We start from the raw sequence: 24,550 nt of genomic DNA, 5'->3' as shown, positions 1-24,550 counted from the left end.
CGAAGCTCAAGGCCCACCTGAGACGCATGGGTGCCAGACCCTTCGATGCCTTGTTCCGGGCCCTCGGAGACATCCGCGAGATGTTCGACCCGCAAGAGTGCTGGAACTTCCTCAAAACTGCCGGATATGCCTCAGATTAAATGCAAAGCGATTTAGGCATTCGTAGCTCGGTCGCGCGGTCACCCTCAAACGTAAAGAGCCTTGTGGCTGCCGGGCTGGCCGGGCGGGGTTGTGAACGGGTGAGGGCCGCACCGGCGGCTGCATGCGAGAGCCGGAAGACCGAGCCTGAAGCGGGCGAGGGTAGCCTGCCCTTTTTGCTCCGCACCCCACCCGGAACATATCAAGCCCCGTCTGTCAGAGGCCGGGGCGCGTCCCCGCGTCCAGCCAGCCGCCGAGGTTTTCAACGATTGCCTCAGTCAGGGCGGACATGTGCGCGTCGTCATCGTTGAGGCAAGGGATGTAGGTGAACTCTTGTCCCCCGGCGTCCTCGAAACTTTCGCGGATTTCCTCGTTGATTTCCTCAAGCGTTTCGATGCAATCGGCAGAGAACGCGGGGGCGATCACGGCAATACGCTTTTTGCCGTTCTTCGCGAGGCGGGCAACCTCCTCCACGGTGTAAGGGCGAAGCCATTCCTCCGGGCCAAAGCGCGACTGAAAGGTGGAGGTGATTTGGCTGTCCTCCCAGCCCAGACGTTCTTTCAGCAGGCGTGTCGTCTTCAGGCAGTGGCAGTGATAGGGGTCGCCCTCGTTCAGATATCGCTGGGGCACGCCGTGGTAGGAGCAGACCAGAATATCGGGCGTGTTTTCAAGCGCGGCGTAGGCACGTTCCACCGATTTGGCCAGTGCGTCGATATAGCTGGGCCGGTCGAAATAGGCGGGTACGGTGCGCGCGGGCGGCTGCCACTTTTCTTCCATCAGGGCGCGGAAGAAATGGTCGTTCGCGGTCGCGGTGGTGGCACCGGAATATTGCGGGTAAAGGGGGAAAAACACGATCCGGCGGCAACCCAGTTCGGACATTTTCCGTACTTTGGCCTTGGTCGAGGGGCTGCCGTAGCGCATGCAGAAATCGACCTCTATGGCATCGCCGAACCGATCTTTGAGCAGCGCGCGGATCTTCGCGGTCTGTGATCTCGTGATCGTCATCAGAGGGCTTTCACCCTTTTCCTCATTCCAGATTGATTTGTACGCTTCGCCGGAAGAAAACGGCCGCTTGCTCAGGATGACCACCTGCAACAGCGGTTGCCATACCCAGGGCGAGTAATCAATCACCCGCTTGTCGGAGAGAAATTCGTTCAGATACCGGCGCATGGACCAGTAGTCATATCCGTCCGGCGTGCCAAGGTTGGCCAGAAGTACGCCGACTTTTTCCCGCCGGACATGGGGGTGGTCGTCGGGCATGTGAGGCGTCTTGGCCTGGGTCGCCCCGTCGGGATTCGAATCGAACATCATGACTTTTCCAGTCCGCTGGCGCATTCAGGCTTCTGGTGGGGAAATAAAGACTTTTTCCGGATCGTCAATCTTGAGGTCCGTTCAGGTCGTATTCGTTTGCCCCCAGCGCATCGGCAAGCCGGGCGGTGGCGCTGCCGGGGCGCAGGGGCCTTGGCTGACTCGAATCCGGAGCCCAGCCGGTGAGGAAAATCATTTCGAATGTGGCCCGAACGCGGCCATCGGCGCTGGCGTGAGCCGCCGTATAGATCTGCGCCATGGCAGCGAAAAGGGCGCGACGGGCCGGGGTGCGGTTGCGCTGGGTCAGTGCATTCGACTCGCCCATGGCGCGCAGGTCGCGCATCAGGTGAAGCGGCGTTTCATAGCTGACGGTTCTTGTAAAGCCATCGGCCACGGGCAGGGCCAGCCCGGTGCGCTGCAACACCGCGCCAAGATCGCGGATTTCTCCCATCGGCAACACCCGTGGCGACAGCCCGCCGGTGATGCGGGCTTCGGCCTGCGCGAGACTGGCGCGCAACTCGTGCAGGGTACGACCGCCGAAGGTGGCCGCGATCAGCAGCCCGTCGGGACGCAGGGCGCGACGGCACTGTACCAGTTGCCCGACCGGATCATTCGCCCAGTGCAGGCAAAGCCCGTGGATCACAAGGTCGTGCGCCCCCGGTTCAAGCCCGAGGATCTCGGTGTCGGGAACGATTTTCATACCGGGCAGGGCGGATTGCCAGATATCGGGGAACGGAGTCACGACCGCGGGGGCGGTAAAGGTTCTGTTAACCTCTTTCAGCCTCTCCTGCACCTCGATCATGGTGATCTCGTGCAGAAAAAGCGCATCGCGGCGGGCGCGGGTACGATGCGCGTTCAAAGCGGCTCGGTCGATCAGGTCTGGCGGTCGGGTCATGGGGCCTCCGGGCGTTTGTCTACAGGGGTTTCCCGCGAATGAAAACCATCCTGCACCTGATCTATCCGCCCCGCTGCGTGGCCTGCGGCGAGGGTGTGGAAACCGATTTTGCCCTTTGCCCGTCGTGCTGGGGGCAGATGCCGTTCATCCTTGGGGCGGTTTGCGATCTTTGCGGGGCCCCTCTGCCTGGACTGTGTGGCGAACCGCTGATTTGCGATGATTGCCTGTATAAACCGCGTCCGTGGGACCGGGGCCGGTCTGCGGTGTTGTACGAAGGACGTGCCCGCGATCTGGTTCTGGCGCTCAAACATGGCGATCGGACGGATCTCGCCCGGCCTATGGCGCATTGGCTGGCGCGGGTTGCGGCACCGCTGGTGCAACCGGGTATGGTCGTGGTGCCGGTGCCTTTGCACCGGCTGCGGCTGTTGCGTCGGCGCTATAATCAGGCGGCTCTGCTGGGGGAAGGAGTGGCGCGGGCGTTGGGGTTGGCGTATTGCCCCGACCTGCTTGTCCGCCGCCGTGCGACAGCGGTGCAGGAGGGTCTGGGCGTGGCGGCACGGGCTGCGAATATCGCTGGCGCGATAGAGGTGCACCCAAGGCGAAGTGTCGACGGCCGGCCGGTTCTCCTGGTCGACGATGTGATGACTTCGGGTGCGACGCTGGCGGCCTGTGCCGTTGCCTGCCGGGGCGCTGGCTCCGGTCCGGTTTCGGTTCTGGCTCTGGCGCGCGTTGCCAAGCTGCCGTAAATCTCTACCATCCACGATCAGAAAGGATCGCCAGATGCAGTCTGTCGAGATTTATACCACGCCTGCTTGCGGGTTTTGTCACGCGGCCAAGCGACTGTTGGCGGCGAAAGGCGTTGCCTGCACGGAAATCGAGGTTGACCGCCCCCAAAGGCGCAAACAGATGATGGCGCGCGCCAATGGGCGCCATACGGTGCCGCAGATCTTCATTGGCGGGGTCCATGTCGGCGGTTGCGATGACCTCTACGCGCTCGACCGTGCCGGCAAGCTGGCCCCTCTTCTGGAAGGCTGACGATGCGCGCAGCTCTCATCCAGATGAATGGCAGCGACGACCCGGCGGAAAACCTGACTGCGGTATGCCGGGCACTGGCCGTGGCCGCGCAGGGGGGGGCGGAGTTTGCCCTGACGCCGGAAGTGACGAACTGCATTTCCACCAGCCGCCACCGCCAGGGTGAGGTCCTGCATCCCGAATGCAGCGATCCGACCCTCGCAGCCCTGCGGGAAGAAGCCGCCCGTCTCGGGTTATGGCTGCTGATCGGGTCGCTGGCAGTGAAAAGCGACGATTCGTCGGGGCGATTTGCCAACCGGTCTCTCCTGATCGGGCCGGATGGTGCGGTGGCGGCGCGCTATGACAAGATCCACATGTTCGATGTGGATATCTCCGCGCAGGAAAGATTCCGCGAATCGGAGGGCTACCGCCCCGGAACGCGCGCTGTGGTGGCCCGGACACCATTCGCCGTTTTGGGGTTGAGTATTTGCTACGATCTGCGCTTTGCGGCGCTTTATCGCAGTCTTGCGCAGGCCGGGGCACAGGTGCTGACGGTTCCGGCGGCGTTTTCTCCGACCACCGGTGTGGCCCACTGGCGGCCGCTTTTGCAGGCCCGGGCCATAGAAACCGGGTGTTACGTGCTGGCCCCGGCGCAGTGTGGGGCGCATCGGGCCTCGCGGGGGGGGGCGCGGAGCAGCCATGGGCACAGCCTCGTGGTTTCCCCCTGGGGTGAGGTTCTGGCCGATGGGGGCAAAAATCCCGGCGTCATTTATGCAGATCTGGATATGGCTGAGGTAGAAAAAGCCCGCGCGCGTGTGCCATCCTTGTCTCATGACAGACCCTTCACCCCCCCCACCATTCCCTCCACGTGACGGAAATGATGTGCTTGCCGTTGCGCTGTTCAGCGAAATCTTCATGGCCGATCAGCTGGCGCGCAACCGTCTGTCACGGGTGCTGCCGCGCGGCATGGAGCTGAGCCATTTCTCAGTGCTCAACCACCTTGCCAATATCGGGGAGGAGCGCAGCCCGGCGCAATTGGCGCAGGTGTTTCATGTGACGCGGGGGGCAATGACCAATACCCTGAACAAGCTGGAATGGGCCGGGCATGTGCATATCCGCCCGGACTGGGACGATGCCCGTCGCAAGATGGTGGCAATCAGCCCCTCGGGGCGGGCGGCGCGCGATGCCGCGCTTCAGGCCATCGCCCCGGTGCTGGCGGAGGCCGTGGCCGATATCGGGCACGATCGCCTGCGCGCGGCGCTGCCGGTGCTGCGGCTTTTGCGCCAGAAGCTGGAAGGGAGTCCTTAACGTTTGATCGAAGCGGTGACGTAATTCACGCTCAGATCACGTCCGGAGACCGTCCAGCGCCACGAAATCGGGTTGAACACGAACCCCTTGCGGTCAACCGGGGTCAGGCCGGCCTGTTCGATCAGGGAAAACAGTTCGTCGGGGGTGATGAACTTGCCATATTCATGGGTGCCTTTGGGCAGCCAGCGCATCACGTATTCGGCCCCGAAAATCGCCATCATGAACGCTTTGGGGTTTCGGTTGATTGTTGAACACAGGTGCAGCCCGTCAGGTTTGAGCAATTGCCGGCAGGCGGTCAGGTAAGCCAGCGGATCGGCAACGTGCTCCACCACTTCCATGTTAAGGACGATATCGAATTGCTCGCCGGCTTCGGCCAGGGCCTCTGCGGTGGTGTGACGGTAGTCGATCTCCAGGCCCGATTGTTCGGCATGGATCCGGGCCACGGGAATGTTGCGTTCCGCGGCATCGGCCCCCACGACGCTGGCCCCCAGCCGTGCCATCGGTTCCGACAACAACCCGCCGCCGCAGCCGATATCGAGCAGGCGCAGCCCCGTGAACGGTTTTTCCGCCGACAGGTCACGACCGAATTCCGCCGCTATTTGACTGGTGATATAGTCCAGCCGACAGGGGTTGAGCATGTGCAGCGGCTTGAACTTGCCGTCAGGATCCCACCACTCGGCGGCCATGGCTTCGAACTTGGCAACCTCGGACTGGTCGACAGTGGTCTGGGCAGCTTGCATCGGGGGCTCCGTTCCTGTTTTTTGGTCGCACGCCCCCTGACGGGGCGGTAAAAAGAGGTATATAGGCGCCAGATGGACAAATCCGCAGGCCAAAAGCGCGCATCGCACATTCTTTATCCGCCGACGAACCCGTTTGACCAGCGGATGCTTGAGGTTGGCGAGGGGCATGTTCTTTACGTGGAGCAATGCGGCAACCCCGGCGGCCTGCCGGTGGTGGTGTTGCATGGCGGGCCCGGCGGGGGGTGCAGCCCGGCGATGCGGCGGTTTTTCGACCCAGAGGTTTATCGCATCGTTCTGTTCGATCAGCGCGGCTGCGGGCGTTCGCGCCCGCATGCCAGCGTATCGGCCAACACGACGTGGCACCTTGTGCGCGATATCGAAACCATTCGCGGGGCGTTGGGCATCTCGCGCTGGGTGGTGTTCGGGGGCAGTTGGGGCGCGACTCTGGCGTTGCTTTACGCCCAGGCCTGCCCCGAACGTGCCGCGTGGCTGATCTTGCGCGGGGTGTTCCTTATGACCCGCGCCGAGCTGGACTGGTTCTACGGGGGGGGCGCGGCGCGGTTTTTTCCCGACCAGTGGCGCCGCTTCACCGCGCTTGTTCCCGAGGATGAGCGGGGCGACATGATTGCCGCTTATCACCGGCGGCTGTTTTCCGGGGATAGCGTGCAGGAGGTTCGCTTCGCCCGTGCCTGGACGATGTGGGAAAATGCGCTGGCGTCGCTCAACTCTCCTGCGGAGGCAGGCAGCCCACCTGCCGATTACGCCCGCGCGTTTGCCCGGCTGGAGAACCATTATTTCCACAATGGCGGCTTTCTGGAGCGCGACGATCAGATCCTGCATAACCTGCCGCGCCTCAGCACGGTGCCGGGTATTATCATACAGGGGCGTTATGACATGGTGTGTCCACCGGCTTCGGCCTGGCGCTTGTCGCAGGGTTGGGACAGAGGGCAACTGCGCATGATTTCTTTGGCCGGCCATGCCTTGTCAGAGCCCGGAATCGCCGCGGAGCTGGTGCGCGCCACGCAGGAGGTGGCGCGCCTGATCGGAGCGGACGCCTGAGCGTCAAAGCCCCAGCTGTTCGATCGCGAAATCGATGTCCTTGTCTCCCCGCCCGCTGAGATTCACCAGGATCGTCTGATCCGGCGGCATCTGTGGGGCGCGGCGCATGGCATAGGCCACCGCGTGGGCGCTTTCGAGGGCGGGGATGATCCCCTCGCTGCGCGACAGGGCGAGGAAGGCGTCAAAGCATTCCTTGTCTGTGGCGCTTTCGTACCGGGCGCGCCCCAGATCCTTGAGGTTGCAATGCTGCGGGCCGACGCCGGGATAATCCAGCCCCGAGGCGACGGAATGCACCGGTGCGGGTGCGCCATTCTCGTCTTGCAGGTAATAGCAGCGGAAGCCGTGCATCTCCCCCGGTTTGCCCAGGGTCAGTGTGGCGGCGTGGTCCCTGGTGTCCAGCCCCTTGCCGGCGGGCTCTACGCCCACGAGAGTGACGTCTTCGTCGTCCATGAATCCGCTGAACAGCCCGATCGCGTTGGAGCCGCCGCCGACGCAGGCCGCCACTTCGGTTGGCAGCGCGCCGGTCCGTTCCAGGAACTGCTGCCGCGCCTCACGCCCGACGATCGACTGGAACGCCTGTACCATGCGCGGGTAAGGGTCCGGCCCGCAGATGGAGCCGATGGCGAACATCGTGTCCTCGGGGTCTTGCAGATAAGCCATGAAGGCGCTGTCCACGGCGTCTTTCAGCGTGCCGGTGCCCATCGACACGGGGACCAGCTTGCAGCCGAGGATTTTCATGCGCGACACGTTGGGGTGCTCCTTGGCGATATCGACCACACCCATGTGGATTTCACACGCCACCCCCAAAAGCGCACAGGCCGTCGCCAGCGCAACGCCGTGCTGCCCGGCGCCGGTTTCGGCCAGAACGCGCTTTTTCCCCATGCGCCTGGCCAGCAAGACCTGCCCGATGCAATGGTTGATCTTGTGCGCGCCGGTGTGATTGAGATCTTCACGCTTGAGCCAGATCTGCGCCCCGCCTTTGGGGGACAGGTTCCCGGCATGGTAGACCGGGCTGGGGCGTCCGACATAGTTGGCACGCAGGTCTGCCATCTGGGTCTCGAATGTCGGGTCGGCGAGGGCTTCGTCCAGGGCCTGCCCGATTTCGGTCATCAGGGCGGCGATCTTCGGGTCGCTGATCGGGCCGCCGTACTCGCCGAAAAAGCCGCCGGGGGTCGGGGTCAGCAGCGGGTGTGTGTGGGGGTGTGTCGTCATCCTGGGCCCTCGTTCGGTATCTTGCGCGGCGGCGATGTTAGAGCACGCTCCGACATGGCGCCACCGGCTTATGAACCTGCGACACCGGGGCGCGTCAAAGCTTTCGCTTGCAGACTCGGACCAACGGTCCTATATGAAGGCCAACAGCGGCGGTTCGGCTTCCATCCCCGAACTTCCACCGGTGAAATATACACGGGCCGCGCGCCCGTTTTTTTGTATCTGGACGACCCATGAGCGACCTCATCGCAAAAACCGCCATCGACCGCCGTCTGGCCGCGATCCTTGCCCCCGTGATCGAGGGGATGGGGTTTGATCTGGTGCGCATACGGCTGATGGGGGGCAACACCAGGACGCTTCAGATCATGGCCGAGCGCCCCGAGGGCGGGATAGAGGTGGAAGACTGCGCGAAAATCTCTACCGCCATTTCCGCCGTGCTGGATGTCGAGGACCCGCTCGAGGACGCGTACACACTTGAGGTGTCGTCCCCCGGAATCGACCGGCCCCTGACCCGGCTGAAAGATTTCGACATCTGGGAGGGCTACGACGCCAAGATCGAAACCACCGAGCTGATCGACGGGCGCCGCCGCTTCAGGGGTTTGCTGGCCGGAACCGAGGGGGACGAGGTCCTGCTGGCCATCCGGGAGGGCACCGTGGGCCTGAAATTCGACTGGCTGTCGGACGCCAAGCTGGTGCTGACCGATGACCTGATTCGCGACATGCTGAAGGCGCGCAAGGAGGCCGGCATCGTCGACGAAGCCGATTTTGATGAGATTGAAACCGATGGCGCCCCCGCCACCGAGGAGGACTGACAATGGCGATTACCTCTGCCAATCAGCTTGAGTTGCTGCAAACCGCCGAGGCCGTGGCCCGCGAGAAAATGATCGACCCGGATCTTGTCGTGCAGGCAATGGAGGAATCCCTCGCCCGGGCGGCGAAGTCGCGTTACGGCGCGGAGATGGATATCCGTGTGGCGATCGATCGCAAGACCGGCAAGGCCACCTTTACCCGCGTGCGCACGGTGGTCGAAGACGACGCGCTGGAAAACTATCAGGCGGAACTGACGGTCGAACAGGCCCGCCAGTACATGGCCGACCCCAAGGTGGGCGATGAGTTGTGCGATGAGGTTCCCCCGGTGGAACTGGGTCGTATCGCGGCACAGAGCGCCAAGCAGGTGATTCTGCAAAAGGTGCGCGAGGCCGAGCGTGACCGCCAGTACGAGGAATTCAAGGATCGCGCGGGCACCATCATCAACGGCATCGTCAAGCGGGAAGAGTACGGGAACGTCATCGTCGATATCGGTCGGGGCGAAGGTATCCTGCGGCGCAACGAAAAGATCGGCCGCGAAAGCTACCGCCCGAACGATCGCATCCGCTGTTATATCAAGGATGTCCGCCGTGAGGTGCGCGGCCCGCAGATCTTCCTGTCGCGCACGGCGCCGGAATTCATGGCCGAACTCTTCAAGATGGAGGTGCCGGAAATCTACGACGGGATCATCGAGATCAAGGCCGTCGCCCGCGATCCGGGATCTCGCGCGAAGATCGCCGTCATTTCCTATGACAGCGGAATTGATCCGGTCGGGGCCTGTGTCGGCATGCGCGGCTCCCGCGTGCAGGCCGTGGTGAATGAGCTTCAGGGCGAAAAGATCGACATCATTCCCTGGAACGAAGATCAGGCCACCTTCCTTGTGAATGCGCTGCAACCGGCCGAGGTGTCCAAGGTCGTGATCGATGAGGAGGCCGGGAAAATCGATGTCGTTGTCCCGGATGAACAACTTTCCCTGGCCATCGGGCGGCGCGGTCAGAACGTGCGCCTGGCCAGCCAGCTGACCGGTCTGGATATCGACATCATGACCGAGGCCGAGGAAAGCCAGCGCCGTCAGGCGGAGTTCGAGGAACGCACCGGGTTGTTCATGGAAACGCTCGACCTGGATGAGTTCTTCGCGCAGCTTCTGGTATCGGAAGGCTTCACCTCGCTCGAGGAGGTCGCCTATGTCGAACAGGATGAGTTGCTGTCCATCGACGGCGTCGATGAGAGCACGGCGGATGAGCTTCAGGCCCGCGCGCGCGATTTTCTTGAGGCCCAGAGTCGCAAGGCTTTGGAGCATGCGCGCGATCTGGGCGTGGAGGACAGCCTTGTCGATTTCGACGGTCTGACCCCGCAGATGATTGAGGTGCTGGCGGAAGACGGTGTGAAGACGCTTGAGGATTTTGCCACTTGCGCGGATTGGGAGCTGGCCGGTGGCTGGACCACCGTCGACGGAGAGCGGGTCAAGGACGAAGGGCTTCTTGAAAAGTTTGACGTTTCCCTTGAAGAAGCGCAGAACCTCATCATGACGGCGCGGGTGCAGCTTGGCTGGGTCGATCCCGAGGAACTGATTTCCGGCGAAGATGGGGCGGGCGCCGGAGAGGCTGAGGCCTGAGGCCCGCCATGGGGCGCGGCGGAAGCGGGCTCCGGGCCGAAGCGCCGGAGCGGCGGTGCATCGCCACCGGCGAAGTCCAGCCCAAGGCGGGGCTGATCCGTTTCGTCGTCGGGCCGGGGGATGTGATCGTGCCCGACGTGGCTGAAAAGCTGCCGGGGCGGGGCATCTGGGTTTCGGCGGATCGTCCGGCGCTTGAAGCGGCGATCCGGCGGCGGATGTTTGCCCGTGGCGCGAAGCGCACGGTGCAGGTGTCCGCAGACCTGTTGGAGCAGGTCGAGGCGACATTGCTGCGCCGGGTTGTCGAAGGGCTGTCCCTGGCCCGCAAGGCGGGGCTGGCGGTGGCCGGGTTTGAAAAGGTGAAGGGCTGGCTGACCACTGGCGAGGCCGCGATCCTGATACAGGCCAGCGACGGGTCTGGTCGCGGCAAGACGAAGCTGCGGCCCCCGCAAGGAAAAAACGCCTATATCGACTGCCTGAGCGCCCGGGAAATGGGTTTGGCTTTCGGGCGGGAACATGTGATACATGGCGCGCTTGCGGCTGGCGGACTCGCGGAACGTGTAGTAAAGGATGCGTCCAGACTGGCGGGCGTGCGGATGACTGGCGGGGGCGAACGGCCCCCGGAAAGGGTACGAAGACCGAATGAGCGATAGTGACGGCAAAAAGACTTTGGGTTTGCGCGGCGGGCCGCGGTCCGGACAGGTGAAGCAGAGCTTCAGCCACGGGCGCACCAAGAACGTCGTGGTGGAAACCAAACGCAAGCGCGTCGTCGTGCCCAAGTCTGGCGGTGGCAAGGGCGGTGCGGCTGGAGGGGATCCTTCAAGGCGCCCGGCGGGTATTTCCGATGCGGAGATGGAGCGTCGTCTGAAGGCATTGCAGGCGGCCAAGGCTCGCGAGGCCGATGAGATCCGTGCCCGCGAAGAGGAAGAACAGCGTCGCGAGGAAGAGCGCCAGCGTCGCCGGGAAGAGGCCGAGGCCAAGGAACGCGAACAGCGCGAACAGGAAGAAGCTGCCCGCCGCAAGGCCGAAGAGGACGAAAAGGTCCGCAAGGAAGAGGCCGAGGCCCGCAAACGCGCCGAAGCACAGCCCGTTGAGCCTGCGGCCAAAGCCGATGCGCCCGCCGCGTCCGCGGCGCCCGCCGCACCCAAGGCCGCGCCGCGCAAGGAGCGGGAGCGGGATGCCCGCGACGATCGCCCGGCCCGCGGAAAGGGCAAGGGGGATAACCGCCGTTCGGGCAAGCTGACCGTTAGTCAGGCGCTTTCGGGCGACGGGGGGCGGCACCGGTCGCTGGCGGCAATGAAGCGCAAGCAGGAGCGGGCCCGGCAGAAGGCGTTGGGCGGCGCGGATATGCGTGAGAAGATTGTCCGCGATGTGCAGGTGCCCGAAACCATCGTGGTGCAGGAATTGGCCAACCGTATGGCCGAGCGTGTTGCCGATGTGGTCAAGGCTCTCATGAAAATGGGCATGATGGTCACACAGAATCAGTCGATCGACCAGGACACGGCGGAGCTCATCGTTGAGGAGTTCGGCCACAAGGTCGTGCGCGTTTCGGATGCCGACGTGGAAGACGTGATCGATACGGTGGAGGACAAGCCCGAGGATCTCAGGCCGCGCCCGCCGGTCATTACCATCATGGGGCACGTGGATCACGGGAAGACCTCTTTGCTGGATGCGATCCGCAACGCCAAGGTCGTTGCCGGTGAGGCGGGGGGCATCACGCAGCATATCGGCGCCTATCAGGTCAAAACCGACAGTGGAGCCACGCTGAGCTTTCTCGACACGCCGGGCCACGCGGCCTTTACCTCGATGCGGGCGCGCGGTGCGCAGGTGACCGACATCGTCGTGCTGGTTGTGGCCGCCGATGACGCGGTCATGCCCCAGACGGTGGAGGCCATCAGCCACGCCAAAGCCGCAGGCGTGCCGATGATTGTCGCCATCAACAAGTGCGACAAACCCGAAGCGAACCCTGAAAAGGTGCGCACCGCCCTTCTTCAGCACGAAGTCGTGGTCGAGAAGATGTCGGGCGATGTTCAGGATGTGGAGGTTTCCGCAAAAACCGGAAAGGGGCTGGACGAGCTGCTGGAAGCCATCGCGCTTCAGGCCGAAATTCTTGAGCTGAAGGCCAACCCCGAACGGGCCGCCCAGGGCGCGGTCATCGAGGCCCAGCTTGACGTCGGCCGTGGCCCGGTCGCCACTGTCCTGGTTCAGCACGGCACCCTGCGCCGCGGCGATATTTTCGTTGCCGGGGAGCAGTGGGGCAAGGTTCGTGCGCTGATCAATGACAAGGGAGATCGCGTGGATGCGGCGGGGCCGTCGGTTCCGGTTGAGGTTCTGGGCCTGCACGGTACGCCTGAGGCGGGCGACGTTCTGAACGTGGTCGAGACCGAGGCGCAGGCGCGTGAAATCGCCGAGTATCGCGAACAGGCCGCCAAGGACAAGCGCGCCGCCGCCGGGGCGGCCACGACGCTGGATCAGCTTCTGGCCAAGGCCAAGGAGGATGCCAATGTCGCTGAGCTGCCGATCCTGGTGAAGACCGATGTGCAAGGGTCTGCCGAGGCGATTTTGCAGGCGATGGAAAAGATCGGCAACGATGAGGTTCGGGTGCGTGTTCTCCATGCCGGTGTGGGGGCCATCACCGAGACCGATATCGGGCTGGCCGAAGCGTCCGGCGCCCCCGTTATAGGCTTCAACGTGCGTGCGAATGCGCCGGCCAGGAATGCCGCGAACCAGAAGGGTGTGGAGCTGCGCTATTACAGCGTGATCTACGATCTTGTCGACGATGTTAAAAAAGCGGCCTCCGGTCTTTTGAGCGCGGAAATTCGCGAAAACTTCATCGGCTATGCGGAGATCAAGGAGGTCTTCAAGGTCTCGGGCGTGGGCAAGGTCGCAGGGTGTCTTGTGACCGAAGGTGTTGCCCGTCGCTCTGCCGGGGTGCGGTTGCTGCGTGACGATGTCGTGGTCCACGAGGGGACGCTCAAGACGCTCAAGCGTTTCAAGGATGAGGTATCGGAAGTGCAGTCCGGGCAGGAATGTGGTATGGCATTCGAAAACTATGACGATATCCGACCGGGCGACGTCATCGAGATATTCGAGCGACAGGAGGTCGAACGCTCTCTGGACTGACGACCGTCCTCACGGGGTGACCTTAGGGTCACCCTTTTCATGCGGAGCGTTTTTCGGTTTCCTGTTCGGGACTTATCAGTGTGCCAATATAAAGCTCTCCGCCTGACCGGACGACCGTCCGTCCGTCCGGTTCTTTTCGAACGAAGGTTCCGCGCACGAACACACAGCTTCCTATTACAATGGTACATATCATGGCAGAACTCTAACCGTTGAGGTCCTGTTGGTAGTGCAGCAGAACGCTTCTACTTTAGAGAGAAACCAATAAAAAGTAAAGAAAGTTGCGCAGTCGCGCAATAAAGCGCCAGGAATTTGATAAAAAAAGACTTTTCCTTAAAAACCTGTCCTTATAGCCAGTCCCGCAGTACGGGAATCAGGGGCAAATCCGCCTCTGGCATCGGATAGTCGCGCAGGCGGTTGGCCCGGACCCACTTCATCGCCTGTCCCTCGCGCGGGGCCGGCGTTCCGGTCCAGCGGCGACAGGCAAATAGAGGCATGAGAAGGTGAAAATCGGCATAGCTGTGGCTGGCAAAGCTCAGCGGCGCGAGACAACTCGCCCTGGTGTCGATGCCCAGCTCTTCCTGCAATTCGCGAATCAAGGCCGCCTCCGGGGTTTCACCCGGCTCCACCTTGCCGCCGGGGAATTCCCAAAGCCCTGCCATGGGCTTTCCCGCAGGGCGCTGGGCCAGAAGCACGCGGCCGTCGGCATCGATCAGCGCGACGGCCGAAACCAGCACCGTCTTCATGAGCGGTAGTCGGCGTTGATATCAATATAGCGGTGGGTCAGATCGCAGGTCCAGGCTTTGGCGGCGGCATCTCCCAACCCCAGATCGACACCGATCATCAATTCCGGGCGTGTCATGTAGGCGGCGACAGTGGCCTCGTCGTAACCAGGAGAGACCCAGCCGTTTTCGGCGACGACGGTGTCGCCGAACCGGATGGCAAGGCGATCCCGGTCGGCTCTGGCGCCGGACTTGCCTACCGCCATGACAATCCGGCCCCAGTTCGGATCCTCCCCGGCGATGGCAGTCTTGACCAGCGGGGAGTTGGCGATGGCCATGGCAACCTTGCGCGCATCTTCTACGGTTTCCGCGCCGGTCACCCCGACCTCGACAAATTTCGTTGCGCCCTCGCCATCCTTTACGACCTGATGCGCGAGATCCAGCATCACTCCACGCAGGGCGTCGGCAAAGACCTGCGTGGTCTTGGCGCGGCGGGTCCTGATCTCGGGAGCAGGGCTTTGCCCGGTGGCGGCCAGAAGCAGGGTGTCCGAGGTCGAGGTGTCTCCGTCAACGGTGATGCAATTGAAGGTCTCGTCGATCAGCTCCGACAGGAGCTTTTGCAGCAGCGGCTGTGCCACTTTCGCGTCGGTAAAAATGTAGACCAGCATCGTCGCCATGTCCGGCGCGACCATCCCGGACCCCTTGGCGATTCCCGCGATCCGCACCGGATGGCCGCCGATCTCTATTTCAGCCATGGCGCCTTTTGGGAAAGTATCGGTTGTCATGATGGCGCGCGCGGCGTCTTCCATCCCGGTGGGGGACAATTGTGCTGTCAGGTCATCCATCACGGCGGTGACGCGTGCGTGGGGCAGCGGTTCGCCGATCACACCGGTGGAAGACGTGAACACCCGTGCCTGTGGCACGCCCACGGCCCTGGCGACGCTGCTGGCAATGGCCTCTACGGCCTCTTGTCCGGCCTTTCCGGTAAAGGCATTCGCGTTGCCTGAGTTGACAAGAATTGCAGCGCCTTCTTCAGGGCCGGTCTTGCGCCCGATCTTGGTCTCGCAATCCAGCACCGGGGCCGCCCGGGTGGAGGAGCGGGTGAACGCGCCGGCGATATGCGTGCCTGGTGCGAGACGGGCCAGCATCACGTCTGTCCGGCCCTTGTAGCGTACGCCGGCTGCCGTGGCCGCGAATGCGACCCCGGCGATTTCCGGCAGGTCGGGAAACCGTGTCGGCGCCAGCGGGGATACCCGTGGCGCGGCGGTTCTGGCCTGTGATTCGGCCAGTGCCTTTTCAAGCTTTTTGATCTTTTTCTTCAGCGGTTTGACGGCCTTTGCTTTCTTTGCCGCCTTCGCGTTGTCCCTGGATTTCTTGGCCATCGGTGTCTCAGTTGTTCAGGAGGTCGCGGTTGCGCAGCAGGGCGGGGTCGATTTCCACGTCGGCATGGGTGATCTCGGCGGCTTCGGTCAGGCGCTCCATTTCGGCGGCGATGGCTTCGGTCTGGAGGTCCGCGGTCAGTTCGTCCCGCACTTCTTCAAGCGCGGGGGCGTCCTTTTGGCGGGTTTCTGCAAGCTTCACGACGTGCCAGCCGAACTGCGTTTCCACCGGGGCGGAAATCTGACCGGGTTCCAGCGCCATGACGGCATCCTCGAACGGTTTGACCATCGTTCCCGCCTCGAACCAACCCAGGTCTCCGCCGCCGGGACCGGACGGGCCGGTGGAATGTTCCCTGGCAAGGTCGGCGAAATCGGCGCCGCCATCCAGCGCCTCTTTCAGTTTGGCGGCCTCTTCCTCGGTTTGCACGAGGATGTGGGCGGCGTGATACTCGGTGGTCGGATCGGCTTCCTTGAACGCCTTGTCATAGGCGGCCTGAAGGGCCTCGTCGGTGACCGCGGTCTCCGCCACGCGGGAAAGCGCCTCACCCGCGATATAGGAACGGCGCTCATTCTCCAGGGCCAGTTCCGCCCCTTTCGAAAGCGCATCCTCGGCGCTTGCGGCCACGGCGGTCTGGCGGACCAGTTGGTCAAGCACGGCCTCGTACAGCATATCGTCGGGCAGGTTCTGATATTCCGCCGGAAGCTGCGCACGCAGAACGATCATGTGCCCCAGCGTGATATCGGTGCCTTCAACCGTGGCGACAACCGTGTCGGCCGTAACGGGTGTTTGCGACAGCACGGGCGTGGCCAGGCCCACTGCAAGAACCAGGGCCAGGGCGGTAGAGGCTTTGGGCATCAGGGCAACTCCTTGTTGGATGCGCGCCGGGGGCACGTTGACAGATATTGGGCAGCCCCTTACATCGCAAGGGTCCGGAAGGGTCCGGTCGCCCGTTTGCCTACTTCTAGGCGTGCCGTTCAGGGCGGGCAAGGGCCGCTTCTTATCAATATCCCGTCAGGCGGACACCAAGCGGAGAGAACATGCTGGGCCTTGGAACGCTCGCCAAAAAGGTTTTTGGCACCCCGAACGACCGCAAGGTCAAATCCACCCGCAAGCTGGTGGCCTGTATCAACGAGCTGGAGCCCGAGTTCGAGGCGCTCGATGACGACGGGCTGAAGCGCAAAACCGAAGAACTGGCCGCGCGCGCGCAGAATGGCGAAAGTCTGGACGACCTGTTGCCCGAGGCCTTTGCCAACTGCCGGGAGGCCGCGCGCCGCGCCCTTGGCCTGCGTGCCTTTGACGTGCAGCTTGTCGGTGGGATTTTCCTGCATCAGGGCAACATCGCGGAAATGAAAACCGGCGAGGGCAAGACCCTTGTCGCCACCTTCCCCGCCTATCTGAACGCGCTGACCGGCAAGGGCGTGCATATTGTCACGGTCAACGACTACCTCGCCCGGCGGGACGCGGAATGGATGGGCAAGGTCTATGGCGCCCTGGGGATGACCACGGGCGTTATCTATTCCATGCAGCCGGAGGACGAAAAACGCGCCGCCTATCGTGCCGACATTACCTACGGCACCAACAATGAGCTTGGCTTCGACTACCTGCGCGACAACATGAAATCCAATCTTGAGGATATGGCGCAGCGTGGCCACTATTTTGCCATCGTCGACGAGGTGGACAGTATCCTGATCGACGAGGCACGCACGCCGCTGATCATCTCCGGACCCAGCCAGGATCGCTCTGAGCTTTATCAGAGTGTCGACGCGGTCATCCCGGAGGTCATCGAAGAGCATTACAAGCTGGATGAAAAAACGCGCAACGTCACCTTCACCGACGAGGGCAACGAGTTCATCGAGGAGCGCCTGCATCAGGCAGGCCTGTTGCCGGAGGATCAGTCGCTTTACGACCCCGAAAGCACCACCATCGTGCACCATGCCACCCAGGCCCTGCGTGCCCACAAGCTGTTTCGCAAGGACAAGGATTATATCGTCCGCAATGGGGAGGTCGTTCTGATCGACGAACACACCGGCCGGATGATGCCGGGCCGCCGCCTGTCCGAAGGGTTGCATCAGGCCATCGAAGCCAAGGAAGGCGTGGCGATCCAACCCGAAAACGTGACGCTCGCCAGTGTGACGTTCCAGAATTACTTCCGCCTTTACGAAAAGCTTTCGGGGATGACCGGAACCGCCATGACCGAGGCCGAGGAATTCGGCCAGATCTATGGGTTGGGCGTGGTCGAGGTCCCGACCAACCGCCCCGTCGCACGGGTGGACGAACATGACAAGGTCTACCGTACCGGGCGCGAGAAATACGAGGCCATCGTCGCCTCCATCCGGGAGGCCCATGAGCGTGAGCAACCGGTCCTGGTGGGGACAACCTCGATCGAGAAGTCCGAGATGCTTTCGGAGTTGCTCAGGAAAGAGAAGATCCCCCACAACGTTCTGAATGCCCGCCACCACGAACAGGAGGCCAAAATCGTCGCTGAGGCCGGGCGGCTGGGCGCGGTCACCATTGCCACCAACATGGCCGGACGCGGCACCGACATCCAGTTGGGCGGCAACGTGGACCTGAAGGTGATGGAGGCGCTCGCCGCAGATCCGGATGCGAAGCCCGAAGATTTGCGAACCAGGATCGAGGCGGAGCACGCCGACGAAAAACAGAAGGTACTGGAGGCCGGCGGCCTGTTCGTCCTTGCGACGGAGCGTCACGAATCCCGTCGGATCGACAACCAGCTTCGGGGTCGTTCCGGTCGTCAGGGGGATGCGGGTCGCTCCGCCTTTTTCCTGTCCCTCGAAGATGACCTGATGCGGATTTTCGGCTCTGACCGGCTGGACAAGGTCCTGTCCCGTCTTGGCATGCAGGAGGGTGAGGCCATCGTGCATCCTTGGGTGAACAAGAGCCTCGAAAAGGCGCAGGCGAAGGTGGAAGGCCGCAATTTCGACATTCGAAAGCAGCTTCTGAAGTTCGACGATGTGATGAACGACCAGCGCAAGGCCATCTTTGGCCAACGTCGGGAAATCATGGAGGCAGAGGATCTTTCCGAAATCGCGCAGGACATGCGCCATCAGGTGATCGACGATCTCGTCGATGCTCATATTCCGCCAAAATCCTACCACGATCAGTGGGATGTCGAGGGTTTGCGCCGTACGGCAGCGGAAGCCCTGAACGTTGACGCCCCTGTGCCGCGGTGGGCTGAGGAAGAAGGCGTCGACGATGAGGACATTCGGGATCGCCTGTGCGATCTGGCCGACGAATACATGGCGGCAAAGGCTGTCCAGTTCGGCGCTGACAACATGCGCAACATCGAAAAACAGGTGCTGCTGCAAACTATCGACGGCAAGTGGCGTGAGCATTTGCTGAAGCTGGAGCACCTGCGATCGGTCGTCGGGTTCCGCGGTTACGCGCAGCGTGATCCGCTGAATGAATACAAGACCGAGAGTTTCACACTGTTCGAATCCATGCTTAATTCCCTGCGTGAGGATGTGACCCAAAAACTGGCCCAGATTCGCCCGTTGAGCGAGGATGAACAGGCCGAACTGATGCGCCAGTTCATGGAACAAAGCCAGCAGATGCAAGCCGCCGCCAAGCCCGCCGGAGTGGATGGACCGGCGCCCTTGGTGGAAGGGTTTGATGAAACCCGGCCTGAAACCTGGGGCAACCCCGGCCGGAATGAACCCTGCCCCTGCGGGTCAGGAAAGAAGTTCAAGCACTGCCACGGTCAACTGTGAACTGACCCGCAGATGAAAAGGCCCGCCGATCGGCGGGCCTTTCCTGTTGCGGTGTCAGGCTGAAGCCGCGCGGGCCTCTTTTGCGGCCCCCAGAACCTCCATTACTCTGGTCTCGATGTTTATGGCGTTCAGCCCTGCCGTGGCATACATGTCCGAGGGGCTGGAATGGTCGAGGAACACATCCGGCAGAACCATGGAGCGGTATTTCAGCCCGGTGTCGAAAACGCCGGCCTCGGCCAGAAGATGGGCAACATGGCTGCCAAAACCTCCCACGGCGCCTTCCTCGATGGTGATCAGCGCCTCATGGTCGCGCGCCAGCCTCAGGATGAGATCCTCGTCCAGAGGTTTGGCAAATCTGGCATCGGCGATGGTAGGCGCGATGCCCTTTGCGGAAAGGGCGGTGGCGGCTTCGCGCACGTCTTTGAGGCGGGCGCCGAAATTCAGCAACGCCACGCGCGCCCCTTCCGCAATCACCCGGCCCTTGCCGATTTCCAGCGGCACGCCGCGTGCGGGGAGGTCAACGCCCACCCCTTCCCCGCGCGGGAAGCGGAAAGAACAGGGGCCGTCCTCGTAGGCCACGGCGGTGGCGACCATATGCACCAATTCGGCCTCATCTGCGGCGGCCATCACCACGAAGCCCGGCAGGTTGGCAAGGAAGCTTACATCGAAAGCCCCCGCATGGGTCGCCCCGTCGGCGCCCACAAGCCCGGCGCGGTCTATGGCAAAGCGCACGGGAAGCTTCTGAATCGCCACGTCATGGACGATTTGGTCATAGCCCCGCTGCAGGAAGGTCGAGTAAATCGCACAGAAGGGTTTCTGTCCACCGGCGGCCAGACCGGCCGAAAATGTAACCGCGTGCTGTTCGGCGATACCGACGTCAAAGCAACGCTCCGGGAATTGCGTGGCGAACAGGTTCAGCCCGGTTCCATCGGGCATTGCGGCGGTGACGGCGACGACTTTCTTGTCGTCCTTTGCCTCCGCAATCAGGGATTGTGCAAAAACCTTGGTGTAACTGGGTGCGTTGGCCGGGGTTTTTTTCTGCTCGCCGGTCTCGATGTCGAATTTCGACACGCCGTGGCAACGGTCGGCCGCATTTTCCGCAGGGGCGTAGCCCTTGCCTTTTTCGGTGATGACATGGATCAGCATGGGCCCCGTCGCGCGGGCTTTCACCGTGCGCATGACCGCCAGAAGCTGATCCATGTCGTGCCCGTCGATGGGGCCGACATAGGAAAAGCCAAGTTCCTGGAACAGGGTTCCGCCGATGGTCAGGGTCTTGATCAGGTCCTTTGCACGTTTTGCCCCGTCCTGAAACGCTTGTGGCAGGTAGCTGACAGCGCCCTTGGCGATCGCCTTGAATTCCTGGAACGGCGCGCCGGTGTAAAGCCGGTTCAGGTAAGATGACAGCGCCCCCACCGGAGGTGCAATGGACATCTCGTTGTCGTTTAGGATTACGATCAACCGCTTATCCAGGTGCCCGGCATGGTTCATCGCCTCGAAAGCCATGCCTGCGCTCATGGCGCCATCCCCGATCACGGCGATGGCGTCGCCGACATTGGCCTCGGGGGCGGAGCCCAGATCCCGTGCGGCGGCAAAGCCCAGTGCCGCAGAGATCGATGTGGAACTGTGCCCCGCGCCAAACGGATCGTAGTCGCTCTCGCTGCGCTTGCAGAACCCCGAAAGACCCCCCTTCTGGCGCAGGGTGCGGATGCGGTCCCGGCGCCCGGTCAGGATCTTGTGCGGGTAGCACTGGTGGCTGACGTCCCAGATCAGGCGATCGCGCGGGGTGTCGAACACCGCGTGCAGCGCCACGGTCAGTTCCACGACCCCCAGCCCGGCGCCAAGATGCCCGCCGGTTTCGGATACGGCCGAGATCGTCTCGGCCCGAACCTCCTCTGCGAGGCGGGCAAGTTCGGTATCCGAGAATTGCTTCATGTCCGCCGGGCAGGAGACCCGGTCCAGCAGCGGGGTGTAGGGGCGGTTGGTCAAGTCATTGCCCTCCGGGGCCTGTTCACGTGTCACGTGCAATAACGAAGCGGGCCGTCTGCCGCAAGATATCGGCCCGGGGGCCAAATGGCGCAAGCGCGTCTTCCGCCTCTTCGATGAGGGTACGGGCGCGGGCCTTCGCTCCGTCCAGCCCCAGCAGCGACACGAATGTTGCCTTTCCGGCCTCGGCGTCCTTGCGTACGCGCTTTCCGGTTCTGGCGGTGTCGCCCTCCACATCGAGAATGTCGTCGGCGATCTGGAAGGCCAGCCCAAGCGCCGTGGCATACGCGGAAAGCGGTGCGGGATCAGCCTTGGCCAGCCGTGCCCCGGCCTCGGCGGACCAGCGGATCAGCGCACCGGTCTTGTTGGCCTGAAGCTCGGTGATTTCATCCAGGGTCAGGGCCCGCCCGGCGGTTTCGGCCGCGATGTCCTGTGCCTGTCCAAGGACCATACCCGCAATCCCCGAGGCGTGGGCGAGCGATGCGATAAGGTCCACACGCACGGCCGCTTCCGGGTGTGCGGCCGGGCTGGCGAGCAGGTCGAAGGCCAGCGTTTGCAGCGCGTCGCCGACCAGAACGGCGGTTCCTTCATCCCATTTGACATGGATGGTGGGCTGGCCGCGGCGCAGATCGTCGTCATCCATGCAGGGCAGATCGTCATGAACCAGGGAGTAGGCATGCACGGATTCGATGGCGGCGGCAGCGGTGACGGACTGCTCCACCCCCAAACCGTAAAGCGCCGCACTTTCCATGACCAGAAAACCGCGCAGGCGCTTGCCCCCCCGCACAGCATAGCGCATCGCGTGGGTCACGGGCTGGTCCCCGGCGGCGGCAAGGGCGGTGAGCAAACGTTCCTCGATCCGCCCGGCGGCGGAGCGGAGCTGTGTCCGGAGCATGGTCAGACCTCGTCGGCGGGCTTGGTGCCGGTTGGTGTGCCCTTGTCATCCAGCGTGATCGCGGAGACCCGTTCCTCGGCTTCTTTCAGCTTGGCTTCGCAATGTTTCTTCAGGTTGGCGCCCTGTTCGTACAGGGTGATCGAATCGGCAAGCGGCACGTCGCCGCGTTCAAGCTGGCCCACAACCTGTTCCAGCGCCTTCATGGCCTCTTCGAAGGTCATTTCCGCGATCGGCTTGTCGCTCATGCGTTGCTCCATCGGCAGTTCCGTGCATCAACACCATATCCCGCCCCCGGTGTCGAGACCAACCGGCAGGGGAATTGTCGCACTCAGTCGGGGGCCAGCATGTAGCCTGCGCCGCGCACGGTTTGCAGGTAGCGCGGCTGTTTAGGATCGGCCTCGATCTTGCGGCGCAGGCGGGTGATCTGGACATCCACCGCGCGTTCCTGGGCCTGTCCGCCATCGCGGCCCAGGTCCTCTACCAGCCGGGTGCGGTTGACCGGCGTGTTGGGGGCTGCGGAGAAAATCCGCATCAGCTGCATTTCGGTTGCGGTCAGGCGGATCAGGTCGCTGCCGTGCCAAAGTTCGCCCCGCGTGACGTCGTAGCGGACGCGGCCCAGATGCAGAACCTTCGGGGCGGTGTCTTCGGGGGCGGGCTGGGGCTGGCGGCGCAGGATGGCGTTGATACGCAAAAGCAGTTCCTTGGGCTCGAAGGGTTTGGGCAGGTAGTCGTCGGCCCCGGCTTCCAGTCCGCGAATCCGGTCTTCGGTTTCACCCCGCGCGGTCAGCAGCAGGATCGGGGTGGAAATATCTTCGCGCAGGGCCTGGGTCAGGGAGATGCCGTCTTCGCCCGGCATCATCACGTCCAGCACGATCAGGTCGAACTCCAGCCCGGCCAGCAGGCGGCGGGCATGGGGCGCATCGCGTGCCGCGCTGACCCAAAACCCATGGCGCACCAGGAATTTCTGAAGCAATTCCCGGATGCGGGAATCGTCGTCTACGACAAGAAGGTGGGATGCGGGTGTCATGGGCGATTCCCCCGCAGACGGTTGAAGTGGTGCTGCATTTCAGGGTCCATCATCGCCTCCAGCACCTGCCGGAAGCCGGCGACGGCCTCGGGCCCCACTGTGCGGTAGGCGGCGCGCATCCGCACGCGCTGGGCGTTGGAGAGGTCCTGCTCCAGCGCGTCGCCGCTACGGGTCAGGTAGAGGTGGCGTTCGCGCTTGTCGCGTGTGCCGACGCGGCTTTCGACCAGGCCATCGGCGATCAGCGTCCGCAGAACCCGGTTGAGCGACTGTTTCGTGACGCCGAGAATGGCCAGGAGATTGTTCACCGTCGTTCCCGGACAACGGTGGATGAAGTGAATTGCCCGGTGGTGTGCCCGCCCGTAACCGTGTTTTTCAAGGATGCGATCCGGATCGGCGGTGAAGCCCCGATAGGCGAAGAACATCGCCTCGATGCCTTTGCGCAATTGCTCATCTGTCAGAAAAAGCAGGTTTTCTTTTCCGGGTGTCATGGATGTAACGCTGTCCGCCATCGTGGCCCCCTGAATGGATCAATGGTAAAGTTCAGCGAGTTTAAGTCAGCGTTGTTGACTTTCCAAGAATCAATTGTTAGCGGTCAGGGGATTTCAGGAAATTTTATGTCCGGATCGGGCTAAATTTTCGCAATTTTTGAAATTTCCGAACCGGACAGCAGCCGAAAGGAAAGGAAAATGTCAGGCTATGATAACCGTGACGGCGTGATCTGGATGGATGGCGCACTTGTCCCCTGGCGGGATGCCAGGGTGCACCTTCTGACACACGCGTTGCACTATGCCTCCTCCGTATTCGAGGGGGAGCGGGCCTATAATGGAAAGATCTTCAAGTCGCTCGAGCATTCCGAGCGTCTCAGGCGATCTGCCAGCATGATCGACTTCGAAATCCCCTGGACCGTCCAGCAGATCGAAGACGCCAAGGCCCGGATCCTGGACGCCAGCGGCCTGAAAGATGCCTATGTTCGGGCGGTGGCGTGGCGCGGTTCGGGGGAAGACATGGGCGTGGCCAGCGCCCGCAACCCGGTGCGCCTGGCGGTCGCGGCGTGGGAGTGGGGCGCCTATTACGGCGAGGCCAAGATGAAGGGCGCGAAACTGGACATCTCCCGTTGGAAACGTCCCGACCCGGCCACGGCCCCCAGCCAGGCGAAGGCCGCGGGCCTTTACATGATCTGCACCATGTCCAAGCATGCTGCGGAAGCCAAGGGTTGTTCTGACGCGATGATGTTCGATTATCGCGGCTATGTGGCCGAAGCGACCGGCGCCAACATCTTTTTCGTCAGGGATGGAGAGGTCCACACCCCGCTGGCGGATTGTTTCCTGAACGGGATCACCCGGCAGACGGTGATCGGGCTGCTCAAGGAAAAGGGCATTGCCGTCCATGAGCGTCATATCGAACCCGGTGAGCTTGAAGCTTTTGAGCAGTGCTGGCTGACCGGCACCGCAGCCGAGGTTACCCCGGTCGGCCAGATCGGGGCGTACAGCTTCGAGGTCGGTGCGCTGACCCGTGACATCGCCCAAACCTATGAGAAGCTGGTGCGCGCCTGAGGTCGGGGCGCGCCTCCCGGAACCGGGGGCGCCGCGCCCCGGGTCCGGGCGTCCC

The 24,550-nt window shown here is 62.9% G+C and carries 23 protein-coding genes; 11 read left to right on the top strand and 12 right to left on the bottom strand.

Annotated features, from left to right (window positions below; genetic code table 11):
- Positions 1–354: 354 nt before the first annotated feature.
- Together hemH and C8N32_RS13115 are read right to left on the bottom strand one after the other, a co-directional pair.
- The gene (gene hemH / locus C8N32_RS13120; protein ID WP_107893446.1) at positions 355–1,446 is read right to left on the bottom strand and encodes a ferrochelatase; all 1,092 of its coding nucleotides are present in this window, start codon (positions 1,444–1,446) and stop codon (positions 355–357) included.
- A 67-nt stretch (positions 1,447–1,513) separates the two neighbouring features.
- Complete coding sequence (locus C8N32_RS13115) at positions 1,514–2,341, bottom strand: methyltransferase domain-containing protein (protein WP_107893443.1); 828 nt, start codon at positions 2,339–2,341, stop codon at positions 1,514–1,516.
- 38 nt (positions 2,342–2,379) lie between these two features.
- On the opposite strand from C8N32_RS13115, the gene C8N32_RS13110 reads away from it, so the two are divergent.
- Genes C8N32_RS13110 through C8N32_RS13095 form a run of 4 tightly spaced genes read left to right on the top strand, consistent with a single transcriptional unit; the run spans position 2,380 to position 4,660 of the window.
- Positions 2,380–3,087: a ComF family protein gene (locus C8N32_RS13110; protein ID WP_107893442.1), complete on the top strand. Its 708-nt coding sequence runs from the start codon at positions 2,380–2,382 to the stop codon at positions 3,085–3,087.
- A gap of 34 nt (positions 3,088–3,121) precedes the next feature.
- Positions 3,122–3,376, top strand: coding sequence for a glutaredoxin 3 (grxC, locus tag C8N32_RS13105; protein ID WP_107893441.1), 255 nt, complete (start codon positions 3,122–3,124; stop codon positions 3,374–3,376).
- Positions 3,377–3,378: 2 nt separating this feature from the next.
- Positions 3,379–4,224, top strand: coding sequence for a carbon-nitrogen hydrolase family protein (locus C8N32_RS13100; RefSeq protein WP_107893440.1), 846 nt, complete (start codon positions 3,379–3,381; stop codon positions 4,222–4,224).
- Between the two features lie 43 nt (positions 4,225–4,267).
- Positions 4,268–4,660 (top strand): MarR family winged helix-turn-helix transcriptional regulator, encoded by a 393-nt coding sequence (locus C8N32_RS13095; RefSeq protein ID WP_242509530.1) that lies wholly within the window; start codon positions 4,268–4,270, stop codon positions 4,658–4,660.
- Here the strand turns inward: C8N32_RS13095 and ubiG are convergent.
- Positions 4,657–5,400: a bifunctional 2-polyprenyl-6-hydroxyphenol methylase/3-demethylubiquinol 3-O-methyltransferase UbiG gene (ubiG, locus tag C8N32_RS13090; RefSeq protein WP_107893438.1), complete on the bottom strand. Its 744-nt coding sequence runs from the start codon at positions 5,398–5,400 to the stop codon at positions 4,657–4,659. The genes C8N32_RS13095 and ubiG overlap by 4 nt on opposite strands.
- Positions 5,401–5,472: 72 nt before the next feature.
- On the opposite strand from ubiG, the gene pip reads away from it, so the two are divergent.
- Complete coding sequence (gene pip / locus C8N32_RS13085) at positions 5,473–6,459, top strand: prolyl aminopeptidase (RefSeq protein WP_107893437.1); 987 nt, start codon at positions 5,473–5,475, stop codon at positions 6,457–6,459.
- Between the two features lie 3 nt (positions 6,460–6,462).
- On the opposite strand, the gene trpB is transcribed toward pip, so the two are convergent.
- Positions 6,463–7,671, bottom strand: a complete 1,209-nt coding sequence (gene trpB / locus C8N32_RS13080; protein ID WP_107893436.1) for a tryptophan synthase subunit beta — start codon at positions 7,669–7,671, stop codon at positions 6,463–6,465.
- A 230-nt stretch (positions 7,672–7,901) separates the two neighbouring features.
- Here trpB and rimP point away from each other — a divergent pair, with 230 nt between their 5' ends.
- From rimP to infB, 4 genes are read left to right on the top strand one after another with little or no spacing between them, the layout of a single operon-like run.
- Entirely contained in the window at positions 7,902–8,480 is a 579-nt protein-coding gene (gene rimP, locus C8N32_RS13075; RefSeq protein ID WP_107893435.1) for a ribosome maturation factor RimP, read from the top strand.
- Positions 8,481–8,482: 2 nt separating this feature from the next.
- The gene (gene nusA / locus C8N32_RS13070; protein WP_107893434.1) at positions 8,483–10,090 is read left to right on the top strand and encodes a transcription termination factor NusA; all 1,608 of its coding nucleotides are present in this window, start codon (positions 8,483–8,485) and stop codon (positions 10,088–10,090) included.
- A gap of 8 nt (positions 10,091–10,098) precedes the next feature.
- Positions 10,099–10,740: an RNA-binding protein gene (locus tag C8N32_RS13065; RefSeq protein WP_107893433.1), complete on the top strand. Its 642-nt coding sequence runs from the start codon at positions 10,099–10,101 to the stop codon at positions 10,738–10,740.
- Positions 10,730–13,210 carry a translation initiation factor IF-2 gene (gene infB / locus C8N32_RS13060; RefSeq protein ID WP_107893432.1) on the top strand — a complete coding sequence of 827 codons (2,481 nt, stop codon included), beginning with the start codon at positions 10,730–10,732 and terminating at the stop codon, positions 13,208–13,210. Before C8N32_RS13065 ends, infB begins: the two co-directional genes overlap by 11 nt.
- A gap of 344 nt (positions 13,211–13,554) precedes the next feature.
- Here infB and mutT read toward each other — a convergent pair whose 3' ends face one another.
- Genes mutT through C8N32_RS13045 form a run of 3 tightly spaced genes read right to left on the bottom strand, consistent with a single transcriptional unit; the run spans position 13,555 to position 16,164 of the window.
- Positions 13,555–13,953 (bottom strand): 8-oxo-dGTP diphosphatase MutT, encoded by a 399-nt coding sequence (gene mutT / locus C8N32_RS13055; protein WP_107893431.1) that lies wholly within the window; start codon positions 13,951–13,953, stop codon positions 13,555–13,557.
- Positions 13,950–15,311, bottom strand: a complete 1,362-nt coding sequence (gene argJ / locus C8N32_RS13050) for a bifunctional glutamate N-acetyltransferase/amino-acid acetyltransferase ArgJ (RefSeq protein WP_107893430.1) — start codon at positions 15,309–15,311, stop codon at positions 13,950–13,952. Before argJ ends, mutT begins: the two co-directional genes overlap by 4 nt.
- Before the next feature lie 7 nt (positions 15,312–15,318).
- Positions 15,319–16,164: a peptidylprolyl isomerase gene (locus C8N32_RS13045; RefSeq protein WP_107893429.1), complete on the bottom strand. Its 846-nt coding sequence runs from the start codon at positions 16,162–16,164 to the stop codon at positions 15,319–15,321.
- Between the two features lie 182 nt (positions 16,165–16,346).
- Here C8N32_RS13045 and secA point away from each other — a divergent pair, with 182 nt between their 5' ends.
- On the top strand, positions 16,347–19,037 hold the full coding sequence (secA, locus tag C8N32_RS13040; protein WP_107893428.1) for a preprotein translocase subunit SecA: 2,691 nt from the start codon (positions 16,347–16,349) through the stop codon (positions 19,035–19,037).
- A gap of 54 nt (positions 19,038–19,091) precedes the next feature.
- Here secA and dxs read toward each other — a convergent pair whose 3' ends face one another.
- From dxs to C8N32_RS13015, 5 genes are all read right to left on the bottom strand, one after another.
- Positions 19,092–21,023 carry a 1-deoxy-D-xylulose-5-phosphate synthase gene (dxs, locus tag C8N32_RS13035; protein WP_107893445.1) on the bottom strand — a complete coding sequence of 644 codons (1,932 nt, stop codon included), beginning with the start codon at positions 21,021–21,023 and terminating at the stop codon, positions 19,092–19,094.
- 22 nt (positions 21,024–21,045) lie between these two features.
- Positions 21,046–21,915 (bottom strand): polyprenyl synthetase family protein, encoded by an 870-nt coding sequence (locus C8N32_RS13030; protein ID WP_107893427.1) that lies wholly within the window; start codon positions 21,913–21,915, stop codon positions 21,046–21,048.
- A 2-nt stretch (positions 21,916–21,917) separates the two neighbouring features.
- Positions 21,918–22,160 (bottom strand): exodeoxyribonuclease VII small subunit, encoded by a 243-nt coding sequence (locus tag C8N32_RS13025; protein WP_107893444.1) that lies wholly within the window; start codon positions 22,158–22,160, stop codon positions 21,918–21,920.
- Between the two features lie 83 nt (positions 22,161–22,243).
- Positions 22,244–22,942: a response regulator gene (locus C8N32_RS13020; RefSeq protein ID WP_107893426.1), complete on the bottom strand. Its 699-nt coding sequence runs from the start codon at positions 22,940–22,942 to the stop codon at positions 22,244–22,246.
- Positions 22,939–23,430, bottom strand: coding sequence for a MarR family winged helix-turn-helix transcriptional regulator (locus tag C8N32_RS13015; protein WP_425319744.1), 492 nt, complete (start codon positions 23,428–23,430; stop codon positions 22,939–22,941). Before C8N32_RS13015 ends, C8N32_RS13020 begins: the two co-directional genes overlap by 4 nt.
- A 198-nt stretch (positions 23,431–23,628) precedes the next feature.
- Here C8N32_RS13015 and C8N32_RS13010 point away from each other — a divergent pair, with 198 nt between their 5' ends.
- Positions 23,629–24,495 (top strand): branched-chain amino acid aminotransferase, encoded by an 867-nt coding sequence (locus C8N32_RS13010; RefSeq protein ID WP_107893424.1) that lies wholly within the window; start codon positions 23,629–23,631, stop codon positions 24,493–24,495.
- Positions 24,496–24,550: the final 55 nt, after the last annotated feature.

The sequence above is a fragment of the Rhodovulum imhoffii genome, assembly GCF_003046545.1.
Classification (GTDB): domain Bacteria; phylum Pseudomonadota; class Alphaproteobacteria; order Rhodobacterales; family Rhodobacteraceae; genus Rhodovulum; species Rhodovulum imhoffii.
The sequence above is the reverse complement of the archived record's forward strand: the minus strand, read 5'-3'. Positions and strand labels throughout refer to the sequence as shown.